The organism is Sphingomonas sp. BT-65, assembly GCF_026107375.2.
Lineage (GTDB): Bacteria > Pseudomonadota > Alphaproteobacteria > Sphingomonadales > Sphingomonadaceae > Sphingomonas.
Genome location: NZ_JAPCIA010000001.1, coordinates 2,500,116 through 2,515,938 on the forward strand (window position 1 = coordinate 2,500,116; position 15,823 = coordinate 2,515,938).

At 68.6% G+C, this 15,823-nt stretch carries 19 protein-coding genes and 1 tRNA gene; 5 read left to right on the forward strand and 15 right to left on the reverse strand.

All coding sequences use genetic code 11. From position 1 onward, the window contains the following. Window positions 1-636 carry an LON peptidase substrate-binding domain-containing protein gene (locus tag OK349_RS11970; protein ID WP_265118029.1) on the reverse strand — a complete coding sequence of 212 codons (636 nt, stop codon included), beginning with the start codon at window positions 634-636 and terminating at the stop codon, window positions 1-3. Further along, the gene (locus tag OK349_RS11975) at window positions 633-1,544 is read right to left on the reverse strand and encodes a tetratricopeptide repeat protein (protein WP_265118030.1); all 912 of its coding nucleotides are present in this window, start codon (window positions 1,542-1,544) and stop codon (window positions 633-635) included. Before OK349_RS11975 ends, OK349_RS11970 begins: the two co-directional genes overlap by 4 nt. 269 nt (window positions 1,545-1,813) lie before the next feature. On the opposite strand from OK349_RS11975, the gene OK349_RS11980 reads away from it, so the two are divergent. The 3 genes from OK349_RS11980 to OK349_RS11990 all read left to right on the forward strand — a co-directional run bounded on the left by OK349_RS11980 (window position 1,814) and on the right by OK349_RS11990 (window position 3,490). Next, window positions 1,814-1,888 (forward strand) — tRNA-Gly (locus tag OK349_RS11980). Window positions 1,889-2,106: 218 nt separating this feature from the next. Further along, complete coding sequence (locus OK349_RS11985; RefSeq protein WP_265118031.1) at window positions 2,107-2,556, forward strand: DUF2147 domain-containing protein; 450 nt, start codon at window positions 2,107-2,109, stop codon at window positions 2,554-2,556. Between the two features lie 136 nt (window positions 2,557-2,692). Further along, window positions 2,693-3,490, forward strand: coding sequence for a DUF72 domain-containing protein (locus tag OK349_RS11990; RefSeq protein ID WP_265118032.1), 798 nt, complete (start codon window positions 2,693-2,695; stop codon window positions 3,488-3,490). A gap of 104 nt (window positions 3,491-3,594) precedes the next feature. Here OK349_RS11990 and OK349_RS11995 read toward each other — a convergent pair whose 3' ends face one another. The 12 genes from OK349_RS11995 to OK349_RS12050 form a co-directional block, all read right to left on the reverse strand. Beyond that, the gene (locus OK349_RS11995) at window positions 3,595-4,701 is read right to left on the reverse strand and encodes a CaiB/BaiF CoA transferase family protein (RefSeq protein WP_265118033.1); all 1,107 of its coding nucleotides are present in this window, start codon (window positions 4,699-4,701) and stop codon (window positions 3,595-3,597) included. Next, window positions 4,698-5,216 carry a GNAT family N-acetyltransferase gene (locus OK349_RS12000; RefSeq protein ID WP_265118034.1) on the reverse strand — a complete coding sequence of 173 codons (519 nt, stop codon included), beginning with the start codon at window positions 5,214-5,216 and terminating at the stop codon, window positions 4,698-4,700. The genes OK349_RS11995 and OK349_RS12000 overlap by 4 nt, the downstream gene beginning before the upstream one ends. Further along, window positions 5,216-6,400: an acyl-CoA dehydrogenase gene (locus OK349_RS12005; protein ID WP_265118035.1), complete on the reverse strand. Its 1,185-nt coding sequence runs from the start codon at window positions 6,398-6,400 to the stop codon at window positions 5,216-5,218. The genes OK349_RS12000 and OK349_RS12005 overlap by 1 nt, the downstream gene beginning before the upstream one ends. Before the next feature lie 21 nt (window positions 6,401-6,421). Next, window positions 6,422-7,273 carry a hypothetical protein gene (locus tag OK349_RS12010; RefSeq protein WP_265118036.1) on the reverse strand — a complete coding sequence of 284 codons (852 nt, stop codon included), beginning with the start codon at window positions 7,271-7,273 and terminating at the stop codon, window positions 6,422-6,424. A 26-nt stretch (window positions 7,274-7,299) separates the two neighbouring features. Beyond that, entirely contained in the window at window positions 7,300-7,974 is a 675-nt protein-coding gene (locus OK349_RS12015) for a uroporphyrinogen-III synthase (protein WP_265118037.1), read from the reverse strand. Further along, window positions 7,971-8,879 (reverse strand): hydroxymethylbilane synthase, encoded by a 909-nt coding sequence (gene hemC, locus OK349_RS12020; RefSeq protein WP_265118038.1) that lies wholly within the window; start codon window positions 8,877-8,879, stop codon window positions 7,971-7,973. The genes OK349_RS12015 and hemC overlap by 4 nt, the downstream gene beginning before the upstream one ends. A gap of 40 nt (window positions 8,880-8,919) precedes the next feature. Continuing rightward, the gene (locus tag OK349_RS12025) at window positions 8,920-10,116 is read right to left on the reverse strand and encodes an acetyl-CoA C-acyltransferase (protein ID WP_265118039.1); all 1,197 of its coding nucleotides are present in this window, start codon (window positions 10,114-10,116) and stop codon (window positions 8,920-8,922) included. Between the two features lie 66 nt (window positions 10,117-10,182). After that, a complete protein-coding gene (locus OK349_RS12030; protein ID WP_265118040.1) occupies window positions 10,183-10,968 on the reverse strand; it encodes a crotonase/enoyl-CoA hydratase family protein in 786 nt (261 codons plus the stop codon). 29 nt (window positions 10,969-10,997) lie between these two features. Beyond that, the gene (locus OK349_RS12035; protein WP_265118041.1) at window positions 10,998-11,603 is read right to left on the reverse strand and encodes a winged helix-turn-helix domain-containing protein; all 606 of its coding nucleotides are present in this window, start codon (window positions 11,601-11,603) and stop codon (window positions 10,998-11,000) included. A 25-nt stretch (window positions 11,604-11,628) separates the two neighbouring features. After that, on the reverse strand, window positions 11,629-12,561 hold the full coding sequence (locus OK349_RS12040; RefSeq protein ID WP_372340555.1) for a transposase: 933 nt from the start codon (window positions 12,559-12,561) through the stop codon (window positions 11,629-11,631). Then, window positions 12,549-13,496: a hypothetical protein gene (locus OK349_RS12045; protein WP_265118043.1), complete on the reverse strand. Its 948-nt coding sequence runs from the start codon at window positions 13,494-13,496 to the stop codon at window positions 12,549-12,551. The genes OK349_RS12040 and OK349_RS12045 overlap by 13 nt, the downstream gene beginning before the upstream one ends. After that, window positions 13,496-13,654, reverse strand: a complete 159-nt coding sequence (locus tag OK349_RS12050; protein WP_265118044.1) for a hypothetical protein — start codon at window positions 13,652-13,654, stop codon at window positions 13,496-13,498. Before OK349_RS12050 ends, OK349_RS12045 begins: the two co-directional genes overlap by 1 nt. A gap of 130 nt (window positions 13,655-13,784) precedes the next feature. Here OK349_RS12050 and OK349_RS12055 point away from each other — a divergent pair, with 130 nt between their 5' ends. Both OK349_RS12055 and OK349_RS12060 read left to right on the forward strand, forming a co-directional pair. Then, a complete protein-coding gene (locus OK349_RS12055) occupies window positions 13,785-14,222 on the forward strand; it encodes a PaaI family thioesterase (protein ID WP_265118045.1) in 438 nt (145 codons plus the stop codon). Then, window positions 14,219-14,608: a PaaI family thioesterase gene (locus OK349_RS12060; RefSeq protein WP_265118046.1), complete on the forward strand. Its 390-nt coding sequence runs from the start codon at window positions 14,219-14,221 to the stop codon at window positions 14,606-14,608. Before OK349_RS12055 ends, OK349_RS12060 begins: the two co-directional genes overlap by 4 nt. Here OK349_RS12060 and OK349_RS12065 read toward each other — a convergent pair. Then, entirely contained in the window at window positions 14,605-15,750 is a 1,146-nt protein-coding gene (locus tag OK349_RS12065; RefSeq protein WP_265118047.1) for a PQQ-dependent sugar dehydrogenase, read from the reverse strand. The two genes, OK349_RS12060 and OK349_RS12065, sit on opposite strands and share 4 nt — an antisense overlap. Between the last annotated feature and the right edge of the window lie 73 nt (window positions 15,751-15,823).

Consider the following 15,823-nt stretch of genomic DNA (forward strand, 5'->3'; position numbering starts at 1 on the left):
TTACTGCAGCGTCCCCTCGTCGCTGTCGTGGCGGCCGAAGAACTGCATCAGCTGCACCGTGAGCTCGGCGCGCTCGCGCAGCGTGTCCGCTTCGAGCAAGGCCTGCTTGGCCGCCGAATCGAACGGCGCGATCTGGGCGATGCCGTTGACCAAAGCCTCGTCGTCGAGCCGCGAGACCGCGTTCCAGTCCACCGCATAGCCTTGCGCGTCGGCGAAACGCCGCGATTCGAGCTCGAGCGCCGCGCGCTCGCCCAGCGCCAGCACCTCGTCCTGCGGATCGGCGATCAGCTCGGCCTCGACCTGGCGGAACAGGGTCGCCACTTCGAGTTCGCGCAGGATGCGGAAGCGCGCCAGCCCCTCCAGCACGATGTCGAACCGCCCGTCGTCGAGCGCCTCGACCTCGGCGATCCGGCCGACGCAGCCGATCTCGAACAAGGGCACCGGCTCGCCCGGCTCCTCGCGGAAGCCGGGGCGCGGCTGGATCATCCCGATCCGCCGGTCGCGGGCGAGGGCATCGGTGACCATCGCGCGATAACGCGGCTCGAAGATGTGCAGCGGCAGCTGCATCCGCGGGAACAGTAGCGCTCCCGCCAGTGGAAAGATCGAGAGGCGCCCAATCTTCCCCAACTCGGTCATCCGAACAGGATGGCGGAGAGCTTGCGGCGCTGCGCCGAGACCCACGGGTCCTCGAGGCCGACCGCCTCGAACAGCTTGAGCAGGCGTGCGCGGGCGGCGCCGTCATTCCATTCCTTGTCCTCCGCGATCATCGCCAGCAACGTCCCGGCCGCGCCCTCGCGGTCGTTCGCCGCCATCTGCGCGCCGGCCAGCTCGTAGCGCGCGTCCATGTCGTGCGGATTGGCCGCGGCGCGTTCGCGAATCGCGGCGAGCTCGTCGTCGGCTGGGGCTTCCTTGGCCAGCGCCAGCGCGGCGCGGGCGCGCTCGACCTCGGGCGCCTTGGCGGCTTCGTCGGGCAGCACGTCCAGCGCTGCCCCCGCCTCGTCGAGCCGGCCGAGCGCGGTCAGCGCACGGGCGCGGCCCGCCGCGACCAGCGGGTGCTCGGGCGCTATCTCGCCGATCTGGTCGTAGACGATCAGCGCACGCTCATGCTCGCCGCCCGCCAGCACCTCCTCGGCCATGGCCAGCAGCGGCTCGAGCTCGGCCTCCTGCGCCGCCGCGTCGCTGTCGACCGGGATCTGGCGCAATATCTGGTCGAGATTGGCGCGCAGCTGGGTCTCGGTGCGGGCATTGGTGAGGTCGGCGACCAGCTGGCCCTGGAACATCGCATAGACGGTCGGGATCGAGCGCACCTGGAACTGCGCCGCAATGAACTGGTTGGCGTCGACGTCGATCTTGGCGAGCATCACGCCCTTGTCGGCATAGTCGGCCGCGACCTTCTCCAGCACGGGGGCGAGCGCCTTGCACGGGCCGCACCACTCGGCCCAGAAGTCGAGGATGACGAGCTTGGTCATCGATGGCTCGACGATGTCCCGGCGGAACGCCTCGACGGCGTCCTTCTCGGCGGCGGAAAGTCCCAGCGTGGCCACAGCGAATCCCTTGTACGAAAAACCGGCGCCCTATGTGGGCGCTGGCGCCGCGTGGGCCAAGTGGTTTTGGCTGCGCGGAAGCGGCATCGGCCCGCTCTTCACCCGGCCACCCAACGCCAGTGTACTCTGTGGGTGGCCGGGTGGGGGAGCGGGCCGGTGCGGTACATCTTCAGTCGTGATTCGGGGCTTGCGGACCCCGGAACCCGCTGCTAGAGGCCGCCACCTTGCCCCGCCCCCTCCACCGCGAGAGGGCACATCGGCGCCAGAGAGCGGGCGTAGCTCAGGGGTAGAGCACAACCTTGCCAAGGTTGGGGTCGAGGGTTCGAATCCCTTCGCCCGCTCCAGGCCGCTGCATTGCGGCCGCCAAAAATCCAGACATCCCGGGGCGGCTGAACGTCCGCTGCCCCATTTCTGAACCCTCCGTTTCGAAAATTGCCCCCTTCCGGCCCTTTTCGTGCCCGAACGTCTCCCTATCTGCCCAGCAATAGGGACATGCCGGTCGCGTATCGACCGGTTTGCCGGGCTGTCCGGCGAATCGAAACGGAAGGGAAAGAGTTCAACCATGCAGAGCAAGGCACAGGTGCGGCGCACTTCGCGCCCGCTAAGCTGGATGATCGCACTGTTCGGCGCGGCGATGATCGCCGCCCAGGCCGGGGCGGGTAGTGGCGGCGGCGAGCTGCCGGTCGCGAGCGAGTGGCGCAACCCCAGGAACACGGTGCGCATCCGCCTCACCCCGTGCGGGCAGGACCGGATGTGCGGCATCGTCACCTGGGCGAGCGACAAGGCCAAGGCCGATGCGCGCCGCGGCGGCACCGAGAACCTGGTCGGCGCCAACCTGTTTCGCGATTTCCGCCGCGTTTCCCCCGGCCATTACAAGGGCCGCGTGTTCGTGCCTGATCTCAACCGCACCTTTTCCGGGCAGATGCAGATCCAGGGCGATTCGATGATCGGCAAGGGCTGCGTGCTCGCCGGCCTGATCTGCAAGCAGCAGGTTTGGACGCGCGTTTCATGATGTGACTCTGGTTGCGCGGCACCAGCCCGCTCCCCCACCCGGCCACCCATCAAGATACACTGGCGTGGGTGGCCGGGAGGGGGAGCGGGCTGGCACCGCTGTTTCGGTGCCTGGCCGAAACCGCTAAAGCCACCGCATGGCACATGCACCCATTCGAATCGGCATCGGCGGCTGGACCTTCGAGCCGTGGCGCGGGACCTTCTATCCCGAGGGGCTCAGCCAGAAGAAGGAGCTGGAATATGCCAGCCGCCAGCTGACCGCCATCGAGATCAACGGCACCTATTATTCGGGGTTCAAACCCGCGACCTTCGCCGGCTGGGCCGCGACCGTGCCCGACGGCTTCGTCTTCACGGTCAAGGCGTCGCGCTTCTGCACCAATCGCAAGGTGCTGGCCGAGGCCGGCGAATCGGTGGGCAAGTTCGTAGGCCAGGGGATCGTCGAACTCGGCGACAAGCTCGGCCCGATCCTGTGGCAGTTCATGGCGACCAAGAAGTTCGACGCGGACGATTTCGGCGCCTTCCTCAAGCTGCTCCCGGATGCCCATGAAGGCGTGAAGCTGCGCCACGCGATCCAGGTGCGGCACGACAGCTTCCATGTGCCCGAGTTCGTCGCGATGTGCCGCGATGCCGGCGCGGCGATCGTGTTCGCCGATTCGCCCGAATATCCGGCAATCGCCGACGTGACCGGCGACTTTGTCTATGCCCGGCTCGAACGCGGCGAGGACGACAACCCGCTCTGCTATCCCGAAGCCGAGATCGACCGCTGGGCCGATGCCGCTAAGCTATGGGCGTCGGGCGGAGCGCCCGAGGGCCTGCCCTATGTCGAGGACAAGGCACCGCCCAAGGCGCCGCGCGAAACCTTCATCTTCTTCATCCATGGCGGCAAGGTCCGCGCGCCGGCCGCGGCGCAGGCGCTGATCGAGCGCACGGCTTGAAATGTTGGATTCGGGCGTGCAGCCTCAAGCCCGCTCTTTGAAACCGTATTTCCGCACGGCCTCGCGCACGCGTGGTAGTGTGACTTTTGGGACCTTTGACGCCGTTAGGGCCGCGCCGGACTGGGAAGGTCCGAGATCATGCGCTCGCCGTCGATCACGATCGGGCTGGCGACCCCCGGAAGTCCGCCCGCGGCAATCCGCATGCCTCGGGCAACCACCTGCGGATCGGCGAACACTTCGCCGACATCGTTGATCGGCCCGGCGGGGACGCCTTCGGCTTCGAGCGCGTCGGACAATGCCTGCTTGGTCCAGCCCGCCACCGCCGTCTGGATCGGCGCGATCAGCCGCGCGCGGTTGCGCACTCGCGCCGGGTTGGTGGCGAAGTCCGGATCGGCGGCGAGATCGAGGCCGAGCACCTGGCACAGCTTGGCAAACTGGCCATCATTGCCCACCGCGATGATCAGGTCGCCGTCGCTCGCCGTGAACGCCTGATAGGGCGCGAGATTGGCGTGGCCGTTGCCCATGCGGTGCGGCACCGTGCCCGACGCCATCCAGTTGAGCGCCTGGTTGGCGAGCACCGCGACCTGGGTGTCGAGCAGCGCCATGTCGATCTGCGCACCTACTCCGATTTCATCCCGCCGCCGCAACGCCGCCAGGATCGCCACCGCCGAATAGACGCCGGTGAAGATGTCGGCATAGGCGATCCCCGCCTTTTGCGGCGCGCCGTCGGGCTCGCCGGTCAGCGACATGATCCCGCCCATCCCCTGGATGATGAAGTCGTAGCCGGCGCGATGGGCATAGGGCCCGGTCTGCCCGAAGCCGGTGATCGAGCAGGTGATCAGGCGCGGATTCACCGCCAGCAGGCTCGCATGATCGAGGCCGTACTTCACCAACCCGCCGACCTTGTAGTTTTCGATCACGACATCGGCATCGGCGACCAGCGCGCGGACCTCGGCCTGGCCATCGGGCGTCGCGATGTCGATGAAGCGCGCGGTCTTGCCCCGGTTGGCGGCGTGGTAATAGGCCGCGTCGCGGTCCTTGCCCTCGGCGTCGTGCAGGAACGGCGGTCCCCAGTGGCGCGTGTCGTCCCCCGCGCCCGGCCGCTCGACCTTGACCACCTCAGCGCCAAGATCGGCGAGCAGCTGCCCGCACCACGGTCCCGCGAGGATGCGGGCGAGCTCGACGACCTTGATCCCGGCCAGCGGCTTCACAGTCTGCGGATCGCGTACACGACGTGGTCGGCAAAGACGGTGCCGTCGCCGCGATGGCGCCGCCCCTCGATCAGCTTGCCGCCGATCTTCTCCATCGCCCCGCGCGAGCGCAGATTGTCCTGCCCGACGATGAACACCACCGTGCCGACGAAGCGGTGGATATGGTCGAGCATCAGCCGCTTGATCTCACGATTATACGTTCCGCCCCAATAGGCGCGGGCGATAAAGGTCCAGCCGATCTCGATCTCGTCCTCGGCAGGCACATGGATGTCGTAGCGGCTCGATCCGATGACCGTCCCGGTCGCCTTGTCGAGGATCGCCAGCCCGCCGCCGCAAGCGATCGCATGGTCGAAGAATTTGCGGAACACCGGTTCCTGCCAGCGGTCGCGCGCCGGATGCAGCTCCCAGATCAGCGGATCTGAGGCGACCGCGAACAGCGCCTCCCAATCGTCCGGCTGCAGAGGGCGGATCGTGACCAGCTCCCCCTCCAGCGTCGGCTGACGGTCCGGCTCCATCAGAACGCCGCGATCCCGGTGATCGCCCGGCCGAGGATCAGCCCGTGCACGTCGTGCGTGCCTTCATAGGTGTTGACCGTCTCGAGGTTGATCGCGTGGCGCATCACATGGAATTCCGCCGAGATGCCGTTGCCGCCATGCATGTCGCGGGCGACGCGGGCGATGTCGAGCGCCTTGCCGCAATTGTTGCGCTTGATGATGCTGATCGTCTCGGGTGCGAGAAGCCCATCGTCGAACATCCGCCCCGCGCGCAGCGCCGCCTGCAGCCCGAGCGCGATCTCGGTCTCCATATTGGCGAGCTTCAATTGCACGAGTTGGGTCGCCGCAAGCGGCCGGCCGAACTGCGCGCGATCGAGAGTATATTGGCGGGCGGCATGGAAGCACGCTTCGGCCGCTCCCATTGAGCCCCAGGCGATGCCGTAACGCGCGCGATTGAGGCAGCCGAACGGACCCTTGAGGCCCTGCACCTCGGGCAGCAGCGCATCCTCGCCCACCTCGACGCCGTCCATCACGATCTCGCCGGTAATCGAGGCGCGCAAGCTGAGCTTGCCTTCGATCTTGGGCGCCGAAAGGCCCTTCATGCCCTTTTCGAGGACAAACCCCTTGATCCCGCCGCCATGCGCCTCGCTCTTCGCCCACACGACGAAGACGTCGGCGATCGGCGAATTGGTGATCCACATCTTCGAGCCGGTCAGGCGATAGCCGCCATCGATCTTCGCGGCGCGCGTGCGCATCGAGCCGGGGTCGGAGCCGGCATCGGGCTCGGTCAGCCCGAAGCAGCCGACCCACTCGCCGGTCGCCAGCTTGGGGAGGTACTTCCGCCGCTGCGCCTCGGTGCCATAGGCGTGGATCGGGTGCATCACGAGGCTGCTCTGCACGCTCATCGCCGAGCGATAGCCCGAGTCCACCGCCTCGACCTCGCGCGCGACCAGGCCATAGGCGACATAGCCGAGGCCCGCGCCCCCATATGTCTCGGGGATGGTCGGGCCGAGCAGGCCGAGCTGGCCCATCTCCGACATGATCTCGCGGTCGAAATTCTCGTCGAGGAACGCCCTGGTCACACGCGGCAGCAGCCGTTCCTGCGCATAGGCGCGTGCGGCGTCGCGCACCATCCGCTCCTCGTCGGTCAGTTGCGCGTCGAGCGCGAACGGGTCCTGCCAGTCGAATCGGCCCATTGCGGCCATCTTTTCCTCTCCCAGAATCGATTATTGCGGCGCAGCGGCAGCTGCCGGCGCGGGGGCCGGCTGCGCCTGCCCCTGCATCGCCGCGGCTTCGAGCACCCCCAGCGCGCGGCGCGCCTCGATATAGCGCCCCGCCGCCGCCATCCAGCTTTCGGCGCCCTGCGCGCCGGGCAGCCGCGCGACCTCGGCGAGCGCGGCCTCGACATGCCCTTGTCCCAGCATGCGCTTGGCGCGGGTCAGCCGCTCGCGGGGATGCGGGCTCGGCGCATTGTCCTTGCGGATGATCACCAGCGTCGAGAATTCGCGCTGCAGCCGCTCCCACCAGCCGTCGCCCGGCGCGGTGGAGGACAGGCGCGGGGCGATCTGGTCGAGCGCGGAGCGCAGATCCTCGAGCGTCACCGGCTCGCTCGCGGCGCGGACCACGGTCGCCACCGCCTGCGGGTCGCTGGCGCTGAAGCGGCGGCGCAACTCGCCGTCGATATAGCCGAGCGGCTGGCCGCGATCGAGCGCACGCCGCGCCGAAAGGACCAGCATCAGCGCCTCGGCCTTGCCGGCCTTGCCGGCCGCGTTGCGCGCATCGGCGTCGCTCGCCCGCAGCCGCGCGTCGAGCGCGTCGAGCCGCGCGGCAAGCGCCTGCTCGCGCGCGGCGAGCGTCGCGACATCGGTGCCGGGACGCGGGGCGGGCGCAACCGCGGCGGGGGGCTGGAACGCGGCCGGCAACGGGTCGCCGCTCCACCATCCGCCGAAGCGGAACACCGCCGCCATCACCGCGAGCCCGGCAAGGAAGGCGATCAGTCCGGCGGTCAGCGCCACGGTCAGCGTGTTGCCGCGGGGCGGACCGGGGGTCGGCATCTCGGTCTGCGTTTCGGAGGTCATGGCGTTCGCTTATTCTCCCGAAGCGGTCAGGGGTCAATCGCGAGCCGACGCGCCGCGGCGATCAGCGCATCGTCGTCGGGTGTGGCCGCGACCGCCACGGCGTCCCAGCCCGATCCTGCCGCCTCCGCCGCCCTGGCGCTGATCGCGGCGACCCGCAGCTCGGCGGGTGCGATGCCGTGCCGGGCGAGCTCGCGAGCGAGCTGGCCCCCGGCACGCGCCGAGTGGATCAGCGCCACGCTGCCCCGCAACGCTGCCGCATCGGCTGGGGCGAGCGGAAGCGGGTCGCTGGCATAGACCGCGAGGGTTGCGGCCAAGGCGGGGTGATCGATCGCGGTGCGGTCCCGCCCGGCGAGCCATAGGATGTGCCGGAACCCGGCAGCGTCGGCCAGCAAATCCGTCAGATCGTTCGTTCCGATCCGTACGACGTCGAATCCCGCCTGGCGCGCAATGTCGGCAGTAGCGGAACCGACCGCGAGCACCGGCAGCCCGAGCAGGTCGCGCAGACCAGCCCCGCCATGGCGGACCGCATTGGCGCTCGTGAGAAGAAGTCCGTCGAACCGCGCGGGATCGGGCGGCGTCCAGTCGAGCGGCGTGACCTCGAACAACGGGATGGTCAGCAGTACCAGACCGGCGCCACGCACCCGCGCGGCTGTCGCGGCATTGCCCGGCGCGGGGCGGAGGATCGCGAGCGGGCGGCTCAATGGCCAAACAGGGCCCGAAGTGATGGCGGAGCGGCGGCGAGCAGCTCGCCAGCGAGCGCCGCCGCTTCCTGTGCCGTTCCGGCTAGCCTGTGCCGGTCGATGCGAATATGCTCGGCGCCGTCCTCGGACAAGATCTCGGCCCGCAGCCGCAATCGCTCGCCGTCCAGCGTTGCCAGCGCGGCTACAGGCGAGTGGCAATCGGCTCCCAGCGCGGCAAGAAACGCGCGCTCGGCCAGCACGCACCGCTCGGTCGCCCGATCGCCGATGGCGGCGATCTGGCTCACGATCGCCACATTGTCCGTGCGAACCTCGATCCCGACCGCGCCCTGCGAGGGTGCAGGTAGGAGCTGGTCGAGTGCGATCGGCGTCCCGATTTCGGGCCGGCCCAGCCGCTCCAGACCGGCAGCGGCGAGCAGGGTGGCATCGGCCTCGCCCGCGCGGACCTTTGCGAGCCGTGTGTCGACATTGCCGCGAAGCGGGACGATGACGAGATCAGGCCGGATACGGCGCATCTGCGCGGCGCGCCGCGGCGAGCTGGTGCCGATGCGCGCGCCACGGGGCAGCGCCTCGATCGAGTCCGCGCCGATCAGCCGGTCGCGCACGTCCTCGCGCGGCAGCATCGCGGCGATCGCGATGCTCTCGGGCCGGATCGTCTCGACATCCTTCATCGAATGGACCGCGAAGTCGATCTCCCCGGCGAGCAGCGCGCGGTCGAGCTCCTTGGTCCACAGCGCCTTGCCGCCGATCTCCGCGAGCGGGCGGTCCTGCACCTTGTCGCCGGTGGTGCGGATCGGCACGATCTCGATTGCACCGGGCGCCCAGCCATGCGCGGCGAGCAGGGCGTCGCGGACGAGATTGGCCTGGACGAGCGCAAGCGGCGAACCGCGGGTGCCGAGACGAAGCATGCGCGGCCTCTAGCGCTCCGGAACGTAGCTGTCGAACGTCTCAGGGAATCTCGAACAGCCCGGCCGCGCCCATGCCGCCCGCGGTGCACATCGAGACGACCACCCAGCGCACGCCACGCTTGCGCCCCTCGATCAGCGCATGGCCGGCCAGCCGCGCTCCGGTCATCCCAAACGGATGGCCAATGGCGATCGCGCCGCCGTTCACATTGTATCGCTCCGGATCGATGCCCAGCGTGTCGCGGCAATAGAGGCACTGGCTGGCAAAGGCCTCGTTCAACTCCCACAGGCCGATGTCCTCGATCCGGAGACCCGCCCGCGCGAGCAGCTTGGGAATCGCGAATACCGGGCCGATGCCCATCTCGTCCGGGCCGCAGCCCGCCGCCTGGAAGCCGCGATAGATGCCGAGGATGTCTTTGCCCTCGGCTTCGGCGGTCGCGCGGTCCATCACGATCTGCGCCGCGGCGCCATCGGAAAGCTGACTCGCATTGCCTGCGGTGACGTGGCGGCCTTGCTTGACGACCTGTCCGTCCTTCCACACGGTCTTGAGGCCGGCGAGCGCTTCGACGGTGGTGCCGGGACGGATGCCCTCGTCCTGCGTCACCGTCACCGTCTCGCTGCCGGTGCGATTGCCGTCCTTGTCGAACACCGCCTTGTCGACCGTGATCGGCGCGATCTCCTCTGCAAAAGCGCCGTTTGCGAGCCCAGCCTCGGCGCGCTGCTGGCTCATCGCGCCATATTCGTCCTGGCGCGCGCGCCTGATGCCATAGCGCTCGGCGACGATCTCGGCGGTCTCGATCATCGGCATATAGGCGTGCGGCTCGTTCGCCAGCACCGACTGGTTGGCGAAGCGCGGCGCATCTTTGGTCACTGTGAAGCTGATCGATTCCATGCCGCCCGCGAGCGCGACGTCGATGTCCCCCGCGATGATCGAGCGTGCGGCCAGCGCCAGCGCGGTGAGTCCGGACCCGCATTTGCGGTCGAGCGTGAAGGCGGGAACGCTCTTTGGCAGCCCGGCAGCGAACACCGCCATGCGCCCGGCATTGCCGCCCTGCGTCCCCCATTGATTGCCCACGCCCCAGAAGATGTCGTCGATCCGCGCGGGATCGATGGCCGCGCGCTCGACGGCCGCATTCATCACATGGGCCGCGAGCACCGGCGCCTCGGTGGCGTTGAAATAGCCGCGATATGCCTTGCCGATGCCGGTTCGGGCAGTGGAAACGATCGCGGCCTCGCGCATGGCAACCTCTATTTCGTGTTTCGGGTATGCAACTCCCTTAATAAAGATACCGCGATATTGGAAGATTCAGTCGGTGTAGATCGGCGGTCGCTTCTGGATATTCGCCATGACGGCTTCAACCTGGTTTGGCGAGCGGAGCAGCTTCGCCTGCTCCGCACTTTCAGCGGCGAGAATCCCGGCCGCCCCGCTCTCCGCCGCCAAATTGGCCAGCCGCTTGGCCGCGCGGATCGCGTCGGGGCTGCGCCCGGCGATCTCCCGCGCGAGCGCGAGCGCTTCGCCGAGGGGGTCCTGCGACAGGCGCGACACGAAGCCCAGCGCAAGGGCTTCCTCGCCGGAAAATTCGCGCGCTGTGTAGGTGAGCTCGCGCAGTACGTCGTCGCGCACCAGCGTCCGCCACAGCGCGAAGCCGGCCATGTCGGGAACGATCCCCCATTTCATCTCCATGATCGAGAGGCGCGTGGCAGGACCGGCGATGCGGATGTCGGCGCCCGACAGGATCTGCAGCCCGCCGCCGAACGCCACGCCGTGCACTGCCGCGATCACCGGAACCGGCAGCGTGCGCCAGCCCCATGCCACCTGCTGGAACAGATTGGCGTCGCCAAAGCTCCTGACGTGGAGGTCGAGGCCCGACCCGCCGCCGGCCATGCTCGCCATGTCGAGCCCCGCACAGAAAGCGCGTCCCTCGCCCGACAGCACCACCGCGCGCAGCCCCACGAGACCGTTCAGGCGATCGATTGCATTGGCCAGGGCGGCGAACATCGCCGGGTCGAGCGCGTTCATCTTGTCGGGGCGGGTCAGGCGCACATCGGCGACCCCGTCGGTGACCTCGATCGAAACGCGTTGCTCGGTCATGGCAATCCTCTCTCACTGGTCAGCGCAAGCTAGACCGCGTCGAGGCGATAGCCGAGTCCCTTGGTGCTGCGGATCATGGGACTCGCGAAATCGCGGTCGATCTTGGCGCGCAGCTTGGAGACGTGGACCGCCACGACATTGGTTCCGGGATCGAAGCGCAAGCCCCAGACCTGCTCAAGCAATTCGCTGCGCGAGACGAATTCGCCGCGACGCTCGGCGAGGTAGAGCAACAACGCGAATTCGCGCGCGACGAGCGGGATGTGGCGCCCGGCGCGCGCGACGTCGCGGCGGATGCGGTTGATGGTCAGCTCACCGATCCGCGTCTCGCCAGGCATGTGGCTACGGACCCGCACGTCGACGCGCGCGGCCAGCTCGAATGGATCGACCGGGTGCGAGACCGCGTCCGCCGCGCCCGCGTCCAGCGCAGCGGCGAGCCAGGCGGCGCAGCCGGCCACCGCGATCTCGGGCACGCGCGTGCTGCGGATCCGGATGCCCGGCCCCCAGGCACGCAGCACTGCCGCGACATCGCGGCCCGGAGCGGCGGTCGGCTTCCCCAGCACAAGCGCATAGCCGCGCTGCGCGATCGCGTGGTCCAGCAGCGGTATGTCGATTTCGGAGAGAATCTTTTGCTCCACGTTCGAGATATCTAGGCGGCGTGGGTCATGAGTCTGCCGGAGAATGATCCAGTTCGGATGGGCCCGCGCACCGCACGAGCTCGCGTCGCGCAGGAATGCGTATCGATTCCGCATCGTCGTCCGCCGCAACTTCCAGCAGGCGAAGCATAGCACCCTCGTTGCCGCGGGCGGAGGTCATCGCCCGCATCGCGGTCCCGCGCATGCGCGGGTGCGGATGATGGCGCACCAGATGCTCCACCAGCTCCAGCCCGTTGCCGCCGCCGAGATGCGCCGCGAGCGTGACGAGCGCTTCGGCGGGTGCCGTGGTCAGCCCCTCGGCGATCGTGCCGCGCGCGATGTCGAAGCGATATTGGTCGATCCACGGGTGGCTGGGGTGCTGGCCGAGAATGTTGAGCGAGACCGAGAAGCTGTCGGGCGGCTGCTGGACATGCACGTCGCGCCGCATGCGATAGAGCATCAGCTTGCCGGGATCGAGCCGCGACGTTTCGATGAAGCGAAGGTCCGCATCTGATCCGGGCGACCCCTCGGCCGCCCAGCCATCATATTCGTAATAGTCGCTCCAATAGCCGGGTCCGAGATAGCCATAGGTCAGGAACGGGAAATTATGGTCGTGGGGCAGCCCATAGAAGAAAGGCCCGGTGCCGCTCGCCTGGACCACCGGATCCTGCGCCGCGGGCCAGAAATTGGCACGGATGACATAGCGGCCATTGGGCGGGCGAAGCAGAAAGACCTGCGGACCATAGCCATTGGCGGCGCTCTGGCGGGAGCAGCGCAGCTTCAGTTCGTCGATCGCCAGATCGGCGAGAAAGTGCCGGTTGCGGCCGAGCCGGGCGAGCAACGGCCCGAGCGCGGCGAAGCTGTCCTCGTCATGCGGGTCGAACGGTATCGAATCGAGCGCGTCGGCGAGGTCGTCGAGCGCGATCGGATCGCCCCCTCCCGGTTCGATCACGCGTGGCATGACTTGGCCAGCCGCCGGTCCAGCGCAGGCAGCGTCGCGCGTGCGACGGCGCGAATCTCGGCGTTGGGATCGCCGGCTCCCATCTCCACCAGCCGGCTTCGCGCCGCGCTCGCGTCGAGCATCAGCCATTCGCGCATCGCCGCCCAGCGCAGGTGAAACGCGGGGTGGCGCGATGCGCTTTCGAACGCCTCGGCGGCGTCCGCGCGCCCGCTCGCGCGTAAAAAGGCCAGCAGCATCTCGATCCGCGATGCGGCGTCGTCCGCGCTCGCCGCCCGCACGAAGCGCCCATCGGCCACGGCATATTCACGCATCAGTGGCGAGGCGCCGGGCTTGATCGTCGCGGTGAGCGCGACGACGTCGCTATCGGCGTCGACGATCAGGTGCCCGCAGCGCCGCCCGTCCTGGCGGACCACATCGCCATCGTCGAGGATGAGCGTTTCGATTTCGGCCGCGGACGGCTCCGTCAGGGCGCTGAGGTCCGGACCGGCCGCCCCGGCCCGCCACCGCCGCATTCGGGCATTTCCGCCACGGACATAGCGCGTCAGGGTGACACGCCCTGGAATGACCAATGTTGCTGGCGCGGGAAGTTTCCCGAGAGCGTCGGCGGACGTGATCGTCGCGGCGATGGTGAGGGCGGGGGAATCGACCAACACGATTCCCGTTCGAAGCGCGTCGCGACTGGTCTTGAATGGCGGTTCGAACCAGGGGTCGGCCCGTAGCGCGTCAAGGAGCGGCGCCAGCAGCCATTCGGCCCAGTCCGCGTCCTGGAGCAGCGCTAGCGCCTGCGCCTCGACCTGCGTCGCGTCGGCATCGCGTGTGAATCGGGCGGCGATGCTTTGCAGCGGCCCCGCGAGCCAGGCCGCGTTGACCGGAGCGGAACGCGTTCGCGCACCGGCAAGGGCCTTCTCCGCCGCAATGCCGACATGATCGCGCATCAGGAGGTTGGGCTGGGATAGGTCTCGTAGACGAGGATCGCGATCGCGATCATCATCTCGAAAATGTCATCGCCTGCAATTTCAAGGGCACGGATCGCGCCATGGGTGGCGATCTGCGTGCCGAGCGAGGCGATCTCCGTGATGGGCAAGGTGATCATCGGCGTTCTCCATGCTGGATGACGTCTCAATGCTAGGCCGGTGCGGGGGCGGGGCAGAGTTAAATCGAGTTTAGGATGGGGCAACGCCGCGGCCATTGCCGCGCGTAGCGGCGATCGCTAGGCGGGCGCGATGGCGATTGCTCCGCTTCCCTTCGATCCAGCCACCTTTTTCGACGCGAGGCCGGCGGGGCATGGCCGCGCGCTGGGCATTCGCTACGCGGCGCATGGCGACGACTGGTGCGAGCTCACCCTCCCCTATGCCGAAGCGCTGATCGGCGATCCGGCGCGGGGTGTGATCGCCTCTGGCCCGATCGTCGCGCTGCTCGACATGGCGACGAGCGTCGCGGTGTGGATGAAGCGGGGCGGGTTCCTGCCGCATGCCACGCTCGACCTGCGCGTCGACTATCTGCGGCCGGCCGGGCCAGGCCGCGCTGTGACGGGCCGCGGCGAATGCTATCGCGTCACCCGGTCGATCGCTTTCGTCCGCGGCATCGCGCATGACGGCGACGCGGCAGACCCGGTTGCGCATGTCGCCGGCACCTTCATGTTCACGGACGCGCCGGCATGAGCCTCCCGCCCTATGCCGAGCTGTTGGGCATCACCGCCGAGGCCGTCGATGGCGCGCCGGTGCTGGCGATGCCGTTCGGGCCCGACGTCGTGGGACGGCCGAGCTTCGTCCATGGCGGTGCGCTGGCCGGCCTGCTCGAAATGGCGGCGATCGTCGCGCTCAAACATGCGCTGGAGGCCGAGGATCGTGCCGCGACACGAATCAAGCCGGTCAACGTCACCGTCGACTTCATGCGCGGTGGTCGCGAGAAGGTGACGCGCGCGCAGGGCAAGGTCACGCGGCTCGGCACCCGCATCGCCAATGTCGAGGCGACGGCGTGGCAGGACGACCGCGAGCGCCCGGTCGCAGCGGCGCGGATGAATTTCCTGCTGTCCGCGGCCGGTTAGCTTCTTGGCGTCAATTTGAGCAGGCGGCCCTGCGAACCGCCGCCGTCCTCGAGCACCCAGATCGCGCCGTCAGGACCTTCCTCCACCTCGCGGATGCGCGCGCCCATCGGCCATTGATCGCCCTTGCTGGCACTGGTCCCGTTCACGTCAACGCGCACCAGCGCCTCGCTCGAAAGCCCGCCGATGAACAGGTCCCCCGCCCATTGCGGGAAGAGCTTGCCCGAATAGACGATCAGCCCGCCCGGCGAGATCGAGGGGTTCCACGAGACCTTGGGCGCCTCGAATTCAGGGCGGGTCTTGTGATCGGGGATGTCGCGTCCGTCATAATGATCGCCGTCCGAGACGATCGGATAGCCGTAATTCCTGCCCGGCAGGACGAGGTTGACCTCGTCACCGCCCTGCGGCCCCATCTCCTGCTCCCACAAGTTGCCGGCCTTGTCGAAGGCGATGCCGAGCAGGTTGCGGTGGCCATAGGACCAGATCGCGGGGTGGAAGCCCTTGGCGGTGAGGCCGGGATCGCCCGCGGGCTTGCCGTCGAGCGTCAGGCGCAGGACCTTGCCCAAGGTCGACTTGGGATCCTGCGCCGGATCGAACTTCTGGCGCTCGCCATTGGTGAAGAACAAATGCTGCCCGTCGGGCGCAAAGGCGATGCGGCCCGAATAATGGCCGTTGCCGCTGACATAGGGGGTGGCCTGGAACAGCCGCTCGACGCCCGCGAGAACGGACCTGCCCGCGCGGTCAGAGGTCAGCTGCCCGCGCGCGAGCACCACGCCCTTGCCCCCCGTGCCCGCCTCGGAGAAGCTGAAATAGACGAGGTTGTTGCGCGCGAAATCCGGGTGCAGCACCACGTCCTTGAGTGCGCCCTGGCCGGCGCTGTCGACCGGCGGGATACCGTGGACCGGCGTTTTGATCTTGCCATCGGCGCCCAGCAGGATGAGCTGGCCCGTCTTCTCGGTCACCAGCATCCGGCCGTCGGGCAGGAAGGTCATCGCCCAGGGCGCGTCGAAATCGGCGACTTCCGTGACGATGAACGGCAGGCCGGCGCTCGCGCCGTCCTGTGCCGGCGACTGGCCGTTGCCAGGCTCCGCGCTGGTGCAGGCGATGAGCGTGAGCGAGACGGCGGCGAGCGGCAACAGACGCATCCATGTCCTCCAAGGCTGGCAGGGCCCGCAACGCGCGGGAGAGCATGATGTTGCATGCCGCATGCTGCGGGCA

Bases quoted from the DNA above. Each gene is read 5' to 3' on its own strand.
- OK349_RS11970 (WP_265118029.1), bottom strand. From the start codon at position 636: ATGACCGAGTTGGGGAAGATTGGGCGCCTCTCGATCTTTCCACTGGCG.
- OK349_RS11985 (WP_265118031.1), top strand. From the start codon at position 2,107: ATGCAGAGCAAGGCACAGGTGCGGCGCACTTCGCGCCCGCTAAGCTGG.
- OK349_RS11990 (WP_265118032.1), top strand. From the start codon at position 2,693: ATGGCACATGCACCCATTCGAATCGGCATCGGCGGCTGGACCTTCGAG.
- OK349_RS12000 (WP_265118034.1), bottom strand. From the start codon at position 5,216: ATGGAGCCGGACCGTCAGCCGACGCTGGAGGGGGAGCTGGTCACGATC.
- OK349_RS12005 (WP_265118035.1), bottom strand. From the start codon at position 6,400: ATGGCCGCAATGGGCCGATTCGACTGGCAGGACCCGTTCGCGCTCGAC.
- OK349_RS12010 (WP_265118036.1), bottom strand. From the start codon at position 7,273: ATGACCTCCGAAACGCAGACCGAGATGCCGACCCCCGGTCCGCCCCGC.
- hemC (WP_265118038.1), bottom strand. From the start codon at position 8,879: ATGCTTCGTCTCGGCACCCGCGGTTCGCCGCTTGCGCTCGTCCAGGCC.
- OK349_RS12025 (WP_265118039.1), bottom strand. From the start codon at position 10,116: ATGCGCGAGGCCGCGATCGTTTCCACTGCCCGAACCGGCATCGGCAAG.
- OK349_RS12030 (WP_265118040.1), bottom strand. From the start codon at position 10,968: ATGACCGAGCAACGCGTTTCGATCGAGGTCACCGACGGGGTCGCCGAT.
- OK349_RS12040 (WP_372340555.1), bottom strand. From the start codon at position 12,561: ATGCCACGCGTGATCGAACCGGGAGGGGGCGATCCGATCGCGCTCGAC.
- OK349_RS12045 (WP_265118043.1), bottom strand. From the start codon at position 13,496: ATGCGCGATCATGTCGGCATTGCGGCGGAGAAGGCCCTTGCCGGTGCG.
- OK349_RS12050 (WP_265118044.1), bottom strand. From the start codon at position 13,654: ATGATCACCTTGCCCATCACGGAGATCGCCTCGCTCGGCACGCAGATC.
- OK349_RS12055 (WP_265118045.1), top strand. From the start codon at position 13,785: ATGGCGATTGCTCCGCTTCCCTTCGATCCAGCCACCTTTTTCGACGCG.
- OK349_RS12060 (WP_265118046.1), top strand. From the start codon at position 14,219: ATGAGCCTCCCGCCCTATGCCGAGCTGTTGGGCATCACCGCCGAGGCC.
- OK349_RS12065 (WP_265118047.1), bottom strand. From the start codon at position 15,750: ATGCGTCTGTTGCCGCTCGCCGCCGTCTCGCTCACGCTCATCGCCTGC.